The 17,642-nt window shown below is 32.7% G+C and carries 10 protein-coding genes; 2 read left to right on the top strand and 8 right to left on the bottom strand.

Annotation, left to right across the window (positions count from 1 at the left end):
* Nucleotides 1-5: 5 nt before the first annotated feature.
* The 3 genes from E0W69_RS17585 to E0W69_RS17575 form a co-directional block, all read right to left on the bottom strand.
* Nucleotides 6-3,221, bottom strand: coding sequence for a SusC/RagA family TonB-linked outer membrane protein (locus E0W69_RS17585; protein WP_191967899.1), 3,216 nt, complete (start codon nt 3,219-3,221; stop codon nt 6-8).
* A gap of 334 nt (nt 3,222-3,555) precedes the next feature.
* Nucleotides 3,556-4,989 carry a RagB/SusD family nutrient uptake outer membrane protein gene (locus tag E0W69_RS17580; RefSeq protein ID WP_131331368.1) on the bottom strand — a complete coding sequence of 478 codons (1,434 nt, stop codon included), beginning with the start codon at nt 4,987-4,989 and terminating at the stop codon, nt 3,556-3,558.
* Nucleotides 4,990-5,022: 33 nt separating this feature from the next.
* Complete coding sequence (locus tag E0W69_RS17575; protein WP_131331367.1) at nt 5,023-7,884, bottom strand: SusC/RagA family TonB-linked outer membrane protein; 2,862 nt, start codon at nt 7,882-7,884, stop codon at nt 5,023-5,025.
* A 447-nt stretch (nt 7,885-8,331) separates the two neighbouring features.
* On the opposite strand from E0W69_RS17575, the gene E0W69_RS17570 reads away from it, so the two are divergent.
* Nucleotides 8,332-8,877, top strand: coding sequence for a hypothetical protein (locus tag E0W69_RS17570; RefSeq protein ID WP_131331366.1), 546 nt, complete (start codon nt 8,332-8,334; stop codon nt 8,875-8,877).
* Between the two features lie 210 nt (nt 8,878-9,087).
* Here the strand turns inward: E0W69_RS17570 and E0W69_RS17565 are convergent, their stop codons facing one another.
* From E0W69_RS17565 to E0W69_RS17545, 5 genes are all read right to left on the bottom strand, one after another.
* A complete protein-coding gene (locus tag E0W69_RS17565; RefSeq protein ID WP_131331365.1) occupies nt 9,088-10,089 on the bottom strand; it encodes a DUF1735 domain-containing protein in 1,002 nt (333 codons plus the stop codon).
* 47 nt (nt 10,090-10,136) lie between these two features.
* Complete coding sequence (locus E0W69_RS17560) at nt 10,137-11,705, bottom strand: SusD/RagB family nutrient-binding outer membrane lipoprotein (protein ID WP_131331364.1); 1,569 nt, start codon at nt 11,703-11,705, stop codon at nt 10,137-10,139.
* A gap of 12 nt (nt 11,706-11,717) precedes the next feature.
* Entirely contained in the window at nt 11,718-14,861 is a 3,144-nt protein-coding gene (locus tag E0W69_RS17555; protein WP_131331363.1) for a SusC/RagA family TonB-linked outer membrane protein, read from the bottom strand.
* Between the two features lie 132 nt (nt 14,862-14,993).
* Nucleotides 14,994-15,923, bottom strand: coding sequence for a lipid A deacylase LpxR family protein (locus tag E0W69_RS17550; protein WP_131331362.1), 930 nt, complete (start codon nt 15,921-15,923; stop codon nt 14,994-14,996).
* Between the two features lies 1 nt (nt 15,924).
* On the bottom strand, nt 15,925-16,392 hold the full coding sequence (locus tag E0W69_RS17545; protein WP_131331361.1) for a regulatory protein RecX: 468 nt from the start codon (nt 16,390-16,392) through the stop codon (nt 15,925-15,927).
* Nucleotides 16,393-16,511: 119 nt separating this feature from the next.
* On the opposite strand from E0W69_RS17545, the gene dnaN reads away from it, so the two are divergent.
* Complete coding sequence (dnaN, locus tag E0W69_RS17540; RefSeq protein WP_131331360.1) at nt 16,512-17,627, top strand: DNA polymerase III subunit beta; 1,116 nt, start codon at nt 16,512-16,514, stop codon at nt 17,625-17,627.
* The last annotated feature ends 15 nt before the right edge of the window (nt 17,628-17,642 follow it).

Below are 17,642 nucleotides of genomic sequence, written 5' to 3'. Positions count from 1 at the left end.
TTTTACTAGAAATTAACTTTCAACTGTGCGCCTAACTCTCTAACATTTGGATAAGCTCCATTTTGATATCCCATAGACGCATTTCCAGATGCTTGCCCTTGTTCTGGATCAGCATATGGTACATTTTTATGTATTATCCATAAGTTTCTTCCCGTCAAAGAAAAATTCAAGCCTTTTACAAAAGATAGTTTACTATAAACTGATTTAGGGAAATTATAATTTAAACTAACTTCTCTCAATTTAATATAACCTGCATCGTATACAAATTCCTTAGCGGCTTCATTATAAGAAGAGCTAAATGTGTATCCACCAGTCTCTCCATTAACATCAGATTCATCGACATAAGTTGTGTTTTTTGAACCATCTGCGTGAACACCATCCAAAATTATTCCACCTCCTTGAGCGATTGGGGTTCTAATAGCTACTCCATTTGCATTAATACCTGCAGTTCTTGGGTATAGACCTGAAACCGAACCATAGTCCATATCAAGAGAATATAAGCTACCGCCTTTACGTACATCAATTAAAAATCCTAAGGTTACATTTTTATAGGTAAAATTATTTCTGATACCACCAATCCATGTTGGATTTGGAGTTCCAAGATTAGAATATTGATTGGATTTTAATACATAATATCCATCCGCATCAATCTCCTTTTGTCCGTTCACATATTCGTAATCAGATCCTTGTAGTTGATATGCTTTTCCTACAGTAGCTTGTAAGCGAATTGAATTTTGATACGTTGCTACCGTATAGTTTTGACTTCCGCCATAAAGCGATAATACTTTTTGTATATTCTTGCTCCAGTTTACTGTCACTTCCCAAGAAAAGTTTTTAGTCAACACGGGAGTTGCATTCAAAGAAACTTCCACTCCTTTATTTTGCATTGTACCTCCATTTACAAAAAATGCAGTGTATCCTGTGGATGCAGAGACATTTGAAGGCATGATTTGATCAACCGTTCTTGCATCATAATAATCAGCAGTAAATCCAATACGATTATGAAGAAAACTAGCTTCTAAACCAACTTCCGCAGATTTTGTTTTCTCTGGTTTTAAGTTTGGATTTGCATTGGTAGTTGGATTATACAAAACTGCCTGATTATTAAATGAGTTAATAAATTGATAGTAATTCTGAGTACTATAAACTGGTGCATCATTACCAACAATTGCATAGTTAGCCCAAGCCTTAGCATTAGATAACCAATTCCAATTTCTTAACAACTTTCCAAATTGAAAATTAAGAGAGAATGATGGGTAGTAGAATGTATTATTAGCTTTTGGCAGAGTAGAGGAAACATCTCTTCTAATTGTCGCATCCAAAGTCAATAATTTTTTGTAATCCAATGTACCCCCCGCAAAGATACCATTGATACCTCTTTTCCATTGAGTTTCAGTCGGAGAAGATTGATTTATCGTATTTGAAAGGGTAAATACATCAGCGATTTCCATACCACCATCTGTGGTTGCATACAATTGGTATTGGTCTTGACGTCTAATATTTGAACCTAATAACCCTTTAACGGACCAGTCGTTATTAATATCATGATGATAGTTAAATAAGAAGTCATAGTTCATTTCACTATAGTTAGTATTGTATCTCCAATATTGAGAAATATCTACCCCTCCTTTATTTAAACCAAATTCCGCAGTTTGGTCATATGAGTCTCTAGCCACACGAGCCATAAATGACAAATCTTTGTAAATGTCATAATCAATTTGAACACGGCCAAAATAACGATCACGACTGTCACGCTCCATATCTTTATAAGCGGCCCAATATGGATTATCATGATAGGCAGGAGTGGTAATACTTCCTTCTACATTACTTTCTGCATCTGCAGCTGATGCCCAGTTCCAAGTCATATTTTGACCACCAGAGTTGTAATACTCATTTTTCAAGTCATCAAAACCTACATTTGTTTGCCACCATTGTCTTACATCTCGCATTACACTCTGACCACTTGCACTATACGCATATGCATTTCTGTTCTGACCTGCAGTGTTATTATACGTAATCTGACCAGATACTTTCAAATTAGATAAGAGAGCATAAGAGGCTCCAAAGGTTAACATATTCTTTTTTATGTTACTATTTGGTATCATACCTTTTCCATAGTCATTTACATAGTTCATTTTGAAATAGCCCTTATCATTGGCTCCATTTACACTCACTCCAACCGAACTATTTACAGGATGTTGTAAGAAATTTTGGATAGTGGTTTTGGGATTATATTGCCAAGTTGTAGTTTTCTGATAGTTGGCTCCTCCAGGCACAAAAGCATCCCATTGATATACTTGAGAACCATCAAATGCCGGACCAGTACTCGCATCTGCGCCAAATTGACCGACAGGAGCTGTGACTCCATTGTAAGTAGCATAGTCTTGCCAAGTTGTATAATAACCACCTCCATATTGAGTTTGATATTTAGGTAAGGTAGTACCATCGATATAACCTAAATTTCCCCCTAAAGTAACTCCAACATTTAAACCTCTTGATCCTTTTTTAGTAGTGATCATAATTACACCATTGGAGGCTCTTGAACCATATAATGCCGATGCAGCAGGCCCTTTTAGTACAGTGACACTTGCGATATCTGAAGGATCAATATCATTACCCGCATTACCTAAATCAACACCATTTGTACTCTGTGGAGTATTGTCATATGGAACACCATCTATAACAAATAGCGCTTGATTGTTCTGTGTTAATGATTTAACGCCTCGTAAAATTACATTTGTGGATCCTCCTAGTGTGCTTTGTTGAGTTATTTGTAAACCTGCAACTTTTCCTGATAATGTTGACAAAGGATTACTGTTTGCTGCAGTTTGCGCCATCTGATCTCCTGATATTTGTTGCGCAGCATATGGTAAAGTATTTTTATCTCTTCTAATACCCATTGCAGTTACAACGACCTCATCTAAATTAGTGGCCGCCGCACTTAAAGTAATTGTCGCCTGGCTTTCTGTTCCAATACTGAATGATTGGTTTTTATAATTCAATGCCGCAATATTCAGAATATCACCATTATTTGCCTTTAACTGAAAAGATCCGTCATCGCCAGTAATAACGCCAGTTCGATGTCCTTGAATAGTAACAGAAGCACCGCGAATAGGGGCTCCAGTAGAATCTGTAAGTTTACCGATAAATACTTTTTGCTGTCCAAGCACAACGCTAGTACAAATAAGCATTGCAAACATCATTAGGCCAGACTTAGTCATTTTTTTCCTCATATGTAAAATTTATTTAAATAAAAAGACTAAATTTTCCAATCACTATAGGATTAGATTACTTAGTCTTAGTTGCAGTTAATAAAAATTCAAACGGTTAATGCCTAATTAATTATTAACAAATTGTAAATACAAAGTTAACGTTAAAGAGTTTTAACAAACAAATTACAGTATATAAATCTACTATTTTTATAATATATCCATTTCTTTGTCTGAATTTTAAATTTTATCAAAAAATGTGAAATTATTTTTATATTTTTTGATTTACTAAACATAAAAAAAGAGCCCAATTGGGCTCCTTTTATTTAATAAGACATTCTCTTAATTAATATCCTGGATTCTGTGTCATATTTGAATTTGCATTTAATTCATCTAAAGGAATCGGAGCAATTCTCTTATAAAAATCGTACGCAATTGTAATGTATTGAGAGGTTAATGGTAAACCTTTATATGGAGTTCCATTTCTATACAAGGTCTGTTGTAATCTATTTAGATCATACAACCTATCTCCCTCAAATGCAAGTTCTTTCCTTCTTTCATTGATAATGTCTGTCAATAACTGAGTACCTGATGAGGCATAAGCAGTTAACTGAGGATCTCTAGTTTGTGCTAATGCATTTAAATATTGCAAAGCTGTTGCTTGATCGCCTGTTCTATAAGCGGCCTCTGCTGCAATGAGATAAACTTCGGCTAATCTTATCACTTTTATATTATCTCTATCCGCATTTGCTGCATTTGGAAATTTATTGACATGTACTACTATTCTAGGTTTTCCAGCAACCAAGGTTGTATCAGATTCTAATACAGATCTTCTTACATCTGTAGATGAGTAAGAAGCATATAATGCTGAATCACAGAAAATTTGGGAGTAACCATTGGCATACTGACCAGCAAAATCATCATATCCATTATTATTGATGGAATTTGCATCAATTTCAAACATCACCTCTTGTTGATTTTGTTGAACCGCAGCATTACTCCAAAAACTAGCATAAGAACTACTTGGAACTAAAGAAAATCCACTATTATTTATGACATCTTCTGCTTGAGTTAAGGCATTTGTATAATCTCCCATATATAAATATGCTTTTGATAATAATCCTTCAATTGCATATTGGCTTAGAGTTACAGAATTGTCGTATGCTGGTGCAGAATCTAAAGCCGCTTTATAATCACTAATTATTTGAGTATATACTTGCTTAATTGTATTTCTAGATGGCTTGGCCGCAGAACTATCAGTCAAAGTTATAGAAATACCAGAGTCACTCGGATTGTCAGTATAAGGACGTGCATAAATATTGATTAATTTAAAATAGGCTAAAGCTCTTAGCGCATAAGCTTGAGATCTAATTTCACCAATAGTTTCTGCATCACCTGTTGGAGAGGAATTAATTATTTTATTTGCATTTAAAATAATATTGTAACCCTGCTTCCACATTTCAGTATAATTAGCATCGTTATTAACGAATGTATACTGATAAGGTGTTAAATAATAGCCAGAATTGCTTGCCGCAATAAATGAATTATCCGCACTTACATCTCCAATAATAGGCAAATCTTCTCCATAGAAAGATGTAGCTCGGTAAGACGCATATACCCCAACAAGAGCGTCTTGCATACCAGAAGCATTTGTAATAGCTTCTGGTTCAGTAACTGGATCTACTGGATTTCGTTCAATAAAACTCTTGGAACAAGATGTTAGTCCAATAAGAGCTGCAAAAGACGAGCTCAATAATATATTAATTTTTCTAAAACTCATTTTAATAATTTTAAGAATATTCAACTATTCTAGTTATAAACCAATTTTTATCCCACCTGTGATAGTCTTGTTTATAGGCACATTTAAATTAGTCGTTGCATTTACACCAGACTCTGGGTCAAACGGAATATTTTTATCCGTTGCAAATGTCCACCAATTGGTAGCTGAGAAAAAGAAGTCTACATTGGTTAATTTAAATTTATCTAAAACAGATTTTGGTAGTCTATAATCAAATTGTAAAGTTCTTAATCTTATATAGTTCCCCTTATATAAAAATCTTGTAGACATACTTCTTGAACTAGATGAATTACCGTAAACTAATTTAGGAACATTTGTGTTAGTATTTTCAGGTGTCCAAGCTTGCAATTGCAAATTAGACTGTTGGAAAGATCCGTAATAAGTACCATCACTATTATAATAACTAGCCCAAGAATCTTCTACGTAATTTCCAAAATTATAGTTAAACACAGCAGTCAAACTAAAATTCTTATAAGTAAATGTATTCGTAAAACCTCCGAAATACTTTGGCATAGCAGTTTTACCAGTCAAGCTGTATCCTGCGTTGCTAATATTACTTGTCGTAGCTGTATCTGCGCCATTAGTATACCATAAAGCATTACCATTTGTTTTATCAACACCAGCCCATTCTCTTAGATAATACTCTTGTATATTATGCCCTTCGGTAATTCTAAATTGGCCATTTGATATAGGATTTCCGTTGTAAAGTTTAGTAACCTTATTATTATTGTGTGAAATATTGAAACTTACATCCCAGCTAAAATCTTTTGTTTTAATAGGAGTACCATTGATTGTAAATTCTAATCCTCTATTTCTCATAGATCCAACATTCATCAATTCTCCACTTGTATAACCTGTTGTATAAGATAATGGCACACTAATTAACAAATTACTTGTTGCTCTGTTGTAATAATCAATACTACCAGATAAACGATTTTCAAAAAATGCCCAATCAAGGCCTATATCAAAAATCTTATTTTTTTCCCAAGTTAAATCTGGATTACCAACATTAGATATTACCATACCTGCTTGGTTGTTATAATTACTTCCATAAGTATAATACTTAACTGAAGAATAATCACCAAATCCGATTGCATTACCATTCTCACCATAAGAACCTCTTAATTTTAAAACATTCAACCAAGAAATATTTTTCATGAAGTCTTCATTATTAATATTCCAAGAACCTCCTACGGAAAAGAAATTACCCCATCTATGATTAGCACCAAAAACAGAAGATCCATCTCTACGGAAAGATCCCGAAATTACATATCTGTCTTTAATATTGAAGACCGCATTTGCCAAATAAGAATTCATAGCATTATATGATTTTCCAGTAGTTGCTGCAGTAGGTACACCAGCAACCGTCAAATCTTGCTTTTCTAAATTCTGTGGCATTACTTTACCAGAAGCAGTCATAATATTATAATTATGTTTGTAAGCTTCCTGTCCAGCTGTGATATCTAAATTGATATCTTTAGCGCTATTTAAGTTTAATTTATAATTGAATAAATTTGTCCAAGTATAATTGAAAACTTTTGTGTCATATGCATAAGCATCGCCTCCAAAACTATAACCATCACCATAAAGTGGGTTGTTATATTGATATTCATTCAAATCAAAATATTCAGAACTGAATTTTGAAGTAAAGCTTAAATTATTTAAAATCTGATATTTACCAGATACAAAACCTCTCATTGTAAATTGAGAACTTGTGTATTTATCATATGCTGCGATCACTAATGGATTAAATACTCCTCCTCCAGTTGGAAATTCATCCGTACCATAGTTTAAGCTTCCATCACTTTTATATGGGGAATACCAAGATGGAACGAAATAAGACGCTAGATTTGGATTTCCAAATGCTCCACCGTTTAGTGGCGTTTGTTGTTTGGAATACGCACCATTCAAACCTATATCCAAAGTTAAACGATCTGAAGCTTTGTGGTGTACATTTATAGATCCATTATATCTTTTGAAATTTGAATTTATGGTTGATGCGTCTTGTGTAAAATAACCACTGGATGCATAAAATTGAGTTTTCTCATTACCTCCAGAAAGGCTCAAATTATATTGTGCTTGATTTCCAGTTCTGTTCACAAGATTATACCAATTTGTATTTACGGTAGTATCCATGTCAAAATCATTGACCATGATATCTGCAGAAGATGCATAACTATTAGAATAACCAGCATTTTGTAAAGCCATGTCAAACGCCTTCATATATTCAGGTGTTGTCATTGGCCTATTATTTTGATTATAAAACGCTCTTGAATTACCACCCCATTGACCTACAAAATCAACTTTTGTTGTTCCTGCTTGTCCTTTTTTAGTAGTAACAATGATGACTCCATTAGCAGCTCTAGATCCATAGATTGCAGTTGCAGCAGCATCTTTCAATACAGTGATACTAGCTATATCATCTGGATTTAAACTGCTTAAAACGTTTTGAGAAGTTGTGTTAGAAGACCAATCTCCACTAGATGCAATTACACCGTCAATTACCCATAGAGGACTAGAACTTGCAGAAATAGATCCAATACCTCTTAATCTGATATCTGTAGAAGATCCTGCTGCACCTGACCCGGAAGTAACTTGTAAACCAGCTACTTGTCCTTGAAGCGCTTTATCTACAGAAGAAAAAGGCTTATCAGCCAATTTGGCACCTCCAACAGTAGCCATTGAACCAGTCAAATTTTTAACTCTTTGGGATCCATAGGCGACCACTACTACTTCATCCATTACCTTATCCACTTTTTTTGTAGAATCTTTTGCATTTGTAGCAGTAGAATCTACTTGCTGTGCTTGTGTAGTCATTGTAGACATTGCTAATACCAAGCTCAAAAAAGAAGATGCTTTAAAAATTTTCTTTTTCATTAAATGTAATTAGTGTTAATTCTTAAATATCAAAACAGAAATTCAAATTCTAATTTTGAAATTTTGTTTCTCAAATTTCATGTGCAAAAAAAACTATACATTATTTTAAGCTACCGCGGATTGCGATAATTCTCAAAACAATGTATAGTTAATTACAAAAATTAAGATTATTAAATTCTTAACATCTTGTGAATACAAAGTTAACGTTAAATTATCTTAACAAAAATATTTACAATTTAAATTTAGAAAATTTTTATAAAATGAACCATTTTTTTAATATTTTCTAAATTTAAATTGTAAAATTACTTAGTAATTCAATAAAAACGAATATATCAGGAATGAATAATTATAGAAATACTTTTTAAATATTTCAAGTTATTGTTATTTGCATTAATAATCGTTAATTTTAAGCAACATTTATTCTATTAATTAACCAATTCTAAAAAAATGCCAAAAATTAGCACTATTTTTCTAGGAATATCTTTGTTCCCTCTAGCTTCTGTCTGGAGTCAAAATATTAAATCGGATAAAATCGATAAAAAAACAAAAATAAGAACTATTGAAACTTCTGAAGAAAAAATCAGTAATATTAAATTATTACCTAATGAAGGTTCTTTAAAAGACGTGAATTCTATTATAGCAAGTCTCTTTGCAGTGAACAGTACCAAATTCCTTAAAGTCAATTGGATTAATAATAGCTATCTTGTTACCAATGATGTAGATTCAGTCTATTCAGTAAACAAAAATAGTGATATTGAAAATCTAACAATAGCAAACTTTTCTATTCTAGGAAGGAAACTAAATATGACAACTCAAATGAGTGTCACCAGATATTCAAATACACTATATCTTCATGGTAATTTTGATAATAAAATAGAAAAAATTATTATTGTTATGAAAGATAAAACAAAACTAATTGCGAGTTTAGATAGTGATGAAACAAAATTCTTGTATCAATCCAATTTACTAGTTGCAAATATGATTGGTAGTTAGGTTATTTTCTCTTTTGACTAGATTTAAATTATTAATCTAAATAGTTCTCTTTAAACAAATATTACATGAAATTATTCTTATCAGTGCATAATTGTCATTATTAGATAACTTTTACAGTAATAAATGTGTATATTTAAAAAAATGAGCCTACAAGTTTATAAGTAGGCTCATTTTTGAAATATTCTAAAACCAAAATTGTAAATAATTGCTTTATCTTACTCCAGCATATGTATAGACCTCTGTAATAGCTACACGAATTGCTCCAGATCCTACAGCACCAACCTTCATGTAATAACTTACACTAATAGTCTTTGGAGTTCCGTTATCATCAAATTCTACTGTATTAATACCCGATGGATTTAGTTCTGCATAGCGCAAACTAGTATTTGTACCCTGCCCATATGCATTTGTAACTGCTGTAACTTTATTACCAGTAAATGTAAATATTGGAGAAAAATTTCCATAATAAGATACAGATGTACCAGTATTAAAGAAGTAATAAATATAGGCAGAACTATAGGTACTTACATCAAGATAAGAATTGGTATTTATACCTGTAGAAACTAAATCTACTGTTTTCGGATAAATCCCTTTATAAGCAGGAAAATTTAAATCACTGAATGTTCCTGTAACTGTATACTCCCCATCATAATCATTTTTTGCTGTAAATGCATAGATCTTAGTTCCCCCATTAGCTGCAACAGTTCCATATGTTGTTGAAATGATTTTTAAAGGTAACGCATAAGTAGTTGCGAAATCAAACTTTGCATCTGATATAACTATTCTCAAAATAGTCCTATCTGTCCCTTTTTTAATTGTGACTGTTTTGGAGTAAGATAGCATACTTGAGTCAAATGCAACATAATCAGTACTATTTTGTGTATTGTAAGTATTTAATGCTGCAGTATCCACACCTAAAGTCAACGTAATATCCTGTGGAGCGAAATCACTAGCTCCACTATACTGAAGTATTACGTCAAATCCAGATGTATCATTTTCAAAAGCCCCAGACAAAGTAAAGGCTTGAGAACTAGTAGTGTAAGAATCAGGAATTTGACCATCTCCCAAAAGTACCACATCAATAACATCATCTTTGCTACTTGGAAAACCTTCTCCACTCTTAAGACAAGACACCCCAACTAATGAAATCAATACCAGACAAATCATAGGTATGATCCATTTTTTTAATATTAAGCCTTCAAATTTGTTCATATAATTTTATTAAATTTTGTTTTTAAATAACAACATATCAAAACCCATTATTTGGCCCAGAAAATAAGAGAAGTAAATGAACTTATATCTTTTGGGACATTTGCATCATTTGCAGAATATTCACTCGCAGGATATTGCAATCGTGTTGGCAGATGATCTGGTCTTGTAGATACGGATTGAGTAGAAGCAAATGAATTATTTGCATTATTCACTACTGTAGTAGAACTAAAAGGATATCCAGTCCTTCTATATTCATTCCAACCTTCATCACTACTAACCATATTAAGTGCAATGTATTTCTGTGTAATAATTGCTTCTAGCTTTTGGGCATCAGAAGTAGCTAGTGCAAAATTTACCAAATAATTGCTAGTATTAGTCGTAATATATTTCGTAGCATCTCCACTATAATCCGTGCCCGATTGTTGGCTTTCATTAGGAAGCATATAAATATACTTAAATGAAGCTGTAATGCCTGCTTCAAAGGAAGTCTGTGGGGTTCCTGAAATAATTCCTCTTAACTGTGCCTCCGCTTGTAAAAAATAGCTTTCAGCTGCAGTAAACAAAGCAACGCCCATATTGTATCCTTTCATAACACCAGCAGCACCTCCTAAAGAGGTTCCACTTCCTGTTCCTGAATACCAAGCCCCAGCAGTAGCAGGAGCAGCATAAGAATTATCCTGAGACAATCCCAATTGATTTATAGGAGTACTAGGGAAATTATAATATATTTTTTTTCCTCTTCCTGTATCACTAATCTTATTGCCATTATAGAAAGAATAAGTATATCTAGAAGGAATCCATGATCTAGTTGCAGCTACTCCTGTATAACTTACTACCCAAGTAGACCAAAAAGGATTAGTTTGCCCATTTGCTTGTGCATATCCAGGATTTTCAATCGCATCATCCGTAAGAAAACCTTCACTTGTAAATGTTGTATTAGCAAAACTTACAGTTGCTGACCCTTTAACTATCAACTTTAATTTCAAAGTATTAGCAAATTTTATCCAAGAAGTCATATCACCTCCAAACAATGGGTCTGTGCCAGAAGTAAGAGTTATAGCAGAAGATGTTGCACTATTGATATCTAATATTGCACTATCTAGAATGTTAGCCAGTTTAGGATAAATATCCGTTGCATTGTCATATTTAGGAGTTAAATTAGCTGACGTAAGAGCCTCTGTATAGGGAATGTTATTATACTGATCCACTAAATGTTCATAATTGTATACTTTTAATATTTTAGCAGCAGCACTATAATAAGGATATATTTCTGGTCTAGTTGCTGCAACATTTATTACATATTGTATATCCTCTAAAACATCATAAGAACTTGACCAAATACCTGTATAATTAATTTGTCCAAAGTCATAAGTCCAGTTTACACCAAATCCACCATATCCACCAGCATTAGCTGCATAACCACCTATTTGGAGACCATAAGTATTTAGTGTGTTTAATACTGCGCCAGAATAAACAATAGCTTGAGGTAATACTAATTGAGGAGTAGAACTTGTCGATGTATTAGGATTCTTATTTACATCAAGGTATTTATTACAAGATGTGAATAGTAAACCTATTACCGTAGAAAATAATAATAATGATTTATGTATATTCATTTTGAATTAGAATTAAAATGTTAGTGAAATTGTAGCACCATAGTAACGTTGAGGAGGAGCATCATATCCAGTCAGCCCTATACCATTACTGTCACTTCCTGCTGCACTATATTCAGGATCAGTATAGACATTATCTTTAGGCATCCATAAAAATAAATTTCTTCCTTGTACACTTATAGTTGCAGATTTCAAAACATGTTGTTTACCCAATATGGATGCTGGTAATGCATAAGAAATACTCAACTGACGCAATTTCCAGTAAGCTCCATTAGTTACGAAATTACTAGCAGCGCTCGTATAGACATTTTGTGCCCAAAAATTATCTCCCCCATAAGCAGTAACGATGCTTTTATTTTCTACATAAGTACCATCATCTCCTAAATACACTGAATTAGGAAATACAAATGGCTTTCTATCATACTTAACAGTATTGATACCCATTCCTGACCACGCTAAACTTGAACCGATTGAATTGTAACGTTTCATACCTCCTCTATATTCAAAAACTGCACTGATATTGAAATTTTTGAATCTAAAACTTGGTGTTAAACCTAATATATGTCTAGGATTTGCATTACCCAAATTTACCCAAGTTGTAGAAACAGAAGGCAAACCTGTTGTCTTATCTACAATAACTCTTCCTTTGTCATCTCTATTGTAATCCGTTCCATAGATTTGGGGAAATTGCATACCCGCAATAGCATAAGATCCTGCATATGTATAGGATGCAATTGACATTCTAGGTAAAGAAGAGGTCAACTCTGTAACTTCACTATATTGATGTGCATAGGTTCCTGTCATCGATAAAGTATAATTTGCATTATCAATTATATTGACAGTCAATCTAGTTTCTATACCTCTATTTAAAGTAGCTCCAGCATTATTCAAATAGCTTTGGTATCCTGTAGCATTAGAAACTCCAGTTGTAATTGTTTGATTATTTGTGATCGTTCTATAATAAGTAAAGGAACCATCCACCTTATTATTAAACAATGTAAAATCTGTACCAAACTCTACTCCTTTTGTAATTTCTGGCTTTAATCCTGTCTGAACAATTGTACCACTTACGGTTTGCCCCGCAACTCCACTATAAGGATATCCATTCGCTTGACCAAAAGTTGGCTCCAATGCGTATGCTCCAAATTGATAACCACTTAAGTTAACCTGCCCTACTTTAGACCATCCACCACGGAATTTTAATACATCTAACCATTCCGCTCTTTTCAAAACAGGTATCGCATCAGATGCTACGAATGATATATCGACTTCTGGATAGAAGAAAGATCTATTACTAGGATCTAAAATGGATACAACATCTCTTCTACCTGTAGTATGTAAGAATAAATAATTTTTATATCCCACCTTAAATTCATATGCTTGACCATACTGACGAGCTTGATAATAGTTAGAGGATGCACTTGGATAATTTAAGGTATTGCTGAGATTAAAAATGCTACTATCTGAAAGACCATTTACATTTGCCGTTACATATTTATAGTATTGATTCTGTAAATCTGCTTTTAGTAATAAATTAAAATTAAAATCATTTACTCTTTTGTGAAAATCGAAATACAAATTCGAGAACAATTGTCTGTTCGTACTTGCCCACTCATAGTCAGAACCTACTATATCTGTTTTAGAACCTCCACTTGATGTTTTCGCAAACTCGGTATAATTAAATTTACCTGTTGTTTGTTGCGTGGTAATTGTTCTTTGATTGAAACCAGTTTGAGTGGTAATTGTTAACCATTTTGTAGGAGCATATTTCAATGAAATATTTCCAATTAAATAGTCATTTGCGGTATAGCTTCTGTTATTTTCTATGGTAAAATATGGATTAGGGTACCATGGATTGTAGTATCCATTTGGGTTAGCAAATTTGTTATTTTTCCAATCCTTAAAGCTAGTAATAGGTATCCAACCGGGCATATTATTAAATTGATCATAAACCGTAGATAATGCTGATGTAGTATTATATCTATTTTGTACATAATTAACCGCATAATTCAATTCTAAGTTATCCAAAAACTTACGACCTCCATTCAATCTTACAGAAACCCTTTTATAATTATCCAACCAAGTGACACCATCAGAATTTAAATACTGTGCACTAAACATAGTATTACTTTTATCATCAGCTCCAGAAATAGAAAAGTCTGATTGATTAGATATTCCAGTTTGCCAGAATTTCATCCTGTCCTTAAAATACGAATATTTTGCTGTCAATTGAGATCCATCTTCTAATGCGTAACCAAGATCTCTTGTAGATCCATCATATCTTGGACCATAAGATTGGTTTTCTACCGATTCAAATAGAGGGTCTCCATTGCTATCATAACCATACCCTTCTCCTCCTGAACCAAATTCTTTTTGATATTTTGGACCAAAAGCAACCTTAGTCCCAGTTACTGTTTGTGATATATTTACACGAGGAGCACCTTGTTTACCTTTCTTTGTTGTAACCAATAATGCGCCATTTGAAGCTTGAGATCCATAAAGTGCAACCCCTTGTGCACCATTCAATATAGTCATTGTCTCAATATCTTCAGGATTAATGTTATTTAAAACATCGCTTGGAACTATAACATTATCCAATACAATCAGAGCATTATTATTTCCAGTAATAGATCTTTGTCCTCTCATTACTAATCTATAGTTAGGATTTACTCCTCCACCTACAGCGGAAACATCCAAGCCAGGAACCCTTCCAGCTAATGCACTTGCAACACTTTGTGGTTTGGACATAGTAAGATCTTTTGAATTTAATGTGGTCGAGGTGTAACCTTGAGTTCGTCTTTTAACCATTTCACCACTAGCTGTAATTACTACTTCATCTAATGATTGGGAAGACTCTTCCAAAACAACGTTATAAAAGGTATTGTCTGGATTAACTACAATAGTTTCTGGTTTATAGCCTACTCTTTCGACTATCAAATGGTTACCTTTACTTGCTAGTATGGAAAACTCTCCAGTACTATCAGTGTAAGTAACAGAACCATTAACGCCTTCAACTCTAATAGTTGCCGCTTCAATAGATTTTCCCTCTTTAGTTTTAATGTCTCCTTTAATAGTCAATTTTTGAGCAAATACAGCTCCGATTGAGAACATCAAAAACAAAAAGAGCATGGAAAGTTTAACCAATTTCCTTGATCTCATGTGTAAATTTTAAAATAAGTAATTAAGTTTCGATTATTAGATTTTATGCAGTTTTAGTTATTTTTTAGCATATAGTCCTAATTCTCCAGACAAATATATGTTAACAATATGTAAACAAAAAATAAAAACTTATTAAAATTTTAACTTTATCTCCACTCCTCCGAAAATTTGATTCTGAATTTGCGTTTTAGCAACTTTACTTTGATATTGTGTGTAGAATTTCCAGCCCATTTTTTTTGTTGAAATAAACCAACCCATTTTTGGTTGAAAAAGTATTCTATTTAAAGGTGCAGTGAATGTTTCTGATTGATTATTAAAAAGACCACCTTGGACTGTTGCATTATAAATTTGATATTTGACTTCTGGTTGTATGAAAAAAAAGCTTTCATTATCATCCTTGGTAGTTTTATTAAGGTCAGCATCCCAAAAAATGCTTTTAGAATTTTCCAATATTCTTCCTAATTGTAATAAAGCCGATGCGCTTAGATCCGTATAAGTCATTCCGAGATTGGCATTAAATACTGGTTGGAAAACGAGATTTTTGTGTGCAATTAATAGTGAAGCATATTCAATATTGGAATTGATAGCTAAAGCATTTCTCAATTGATATGGCCACTCTTGAGGCTTATACATGCCTAGTGTGCTATGTATAAATTGTTGTACTGGTTTCCCCAGAGCATTGGGACCAATAGTTCCTATATCAACTCCCCATCGCAGTACATTTTTATTTACAAAATGGGTTTGATTATATCTTACAAATAAATACGCAGTGATCGGTCGATCTAATTCATTCAATTCTTTATAACTGCCATTTTTTGCATTATACATATATTGCCCAAATGAAATCTGACGAATATTTGTTTTGTTCACATCTTTTGATGCCCAGCCATAGTATAAAGTCAGTCCATTTGTATAATATCCATCTTTTCCCATCAGCATATAGCTATCGTTTTCGGAATTAATACCTATGGCTTTATTATGTAGTTTTTGTCCTTGCGTTTTATTTAAAAAACCAATTGACAGAATAGCTCCACATAAAATAATCTTTTTCCAATCTTTCATTCTATTCCCTGATTCTTTTAATACAATCTGTTATTAGATGTAACTCAAATCCTTTTTGAAGCATGTATCTAATTACTTTTGCCTGTCTATTGATATATTGTTCATCCTTTAATTGTAACCACTTCCCTTCTGTCAATTTGTAAGCAACATCTAGGTATTCATCTTCTTCAATTTCCAGTAAACCAATTTTTATATTATACGAACTGATTCTTTTTACTTTTAATCCTTGCGTTATTTTTATCTTACCCCAATGTTTCATTTTAAATTTTCCACGTACATAACTCGTTGCAAATCGCTCTTCATTAAGATAATTTTCTTCAATAAGTGTAGCTATAATTTGATCAATATCGTCGCTATAAATACCGTATTTGTATAATTTATCCTTTACTTCATGATGACTTCTCTCCTGATAAGCGCAGAAATATTTGATTTTTTCGAAAGCAAGTGCTGGTGTGAGTCTATTTTGCAAGTGATAATTAAATTTTTGGCAAGATAATGCAGATTTATTTTATTTAAATTACTATAATCTATCGAAAACTTAGTTAATTTTTGTAAAATTGCAGCAATATAATTTATTAAGTAAGTGATATGAAATTTATTGTTTCTTCTTCTTCCCTTCTGAAACATCTGCAACAAGTTCAGGGAGTTATCAGTACCAATACAGTTTTACCTATATTGGAAGATTTTTTATTTGATATAAATGATAAAAAATTAAATGTACTAGCTACTGATCTTGAAACAGTTATGCGTATACAATTGGATGTAGAAAGTGCTGAGAATGGAAAAATATGTATACCAGCGAAGATCTTGATCGATTCTCTTAAAAACTTGCCTGATCAACCATTGACATTTACGATTGATAGCAATTATGCAATTGAAATCACTAGTGACAATGGTAAATATAAAATCTTAGGTGAAAATCCAGATAATTTTCCGAAGGAACCAGAAGCCGATGATACGACTACATTTAGTATGACTAGTTCTTCATTGGTTACAGCAATTAATAAAACAATTTTCGCCGTAAGTACAGATGATTTACGTCCAGCAATGACTGGTGTTTTCTTCGAATTAACAGAAGAATCAATTCAATTTATCGCCACGGATGCTCATAGATTAGTAAGGTTCAAAAGAACAGATGTTAAACCTGGTGTTGCTGCTAGTTTTATCGTTCCAAGAAAACCGCTGAACATTTTGAAAAATGTAATGCCTGATAATGAGGATATCTTAGAGATTACCTACAATTCCAATCATTTATTTGTGAAAAATGGGGCTAAACAATTAATTTGTAGATTAATTGATGCTCGTTTCCCAGATTATAAAGTAGTAATACCTACAGATAACCCATATACATTAACTGTAAACAAAGCTACCTTCCAAAGTGCATTAAGACGCGTAAGTGTTTTTAGTAACAAAAGTACCAATCAAGTTGCTTTAAGTATTACAGGAAATCAATTACAATTAATGGCTCAAGATATCGATTTTAGTTTTGAAGGTAATGAAAGAATGTCTTGTAGCTATGATGGACAAGATTTAAAAATAGCTTTCAACGCTAAATTCTTAATTGAAATGTTGAATGCTGCTGACACAGATGATGTGAAAATAGAATTATCTACATCTACAAAAGCTGGAATTTTAAAACCATCCGAACAACCAGCAGAAGAAGATTTATTGATGTTGGTAATGCCATTGATGTTAAATAATTAATATTCAAAAAATTAT

It is taken from the genome of Rhizosphaericola mali (assembly GCF_004337365.2).
GTDB lineage: Bacteria > Bacteroidota > Bacteroidia > Chitinophagales > Chitinophagaceae > Rhizosphaericola > Rhizosphaericola mali.
The sequence above is the reverse complement of the archived record's forward strand: the minus strand, read 5'-3'. Positions and strand labels throughout refer to the sequence as shown.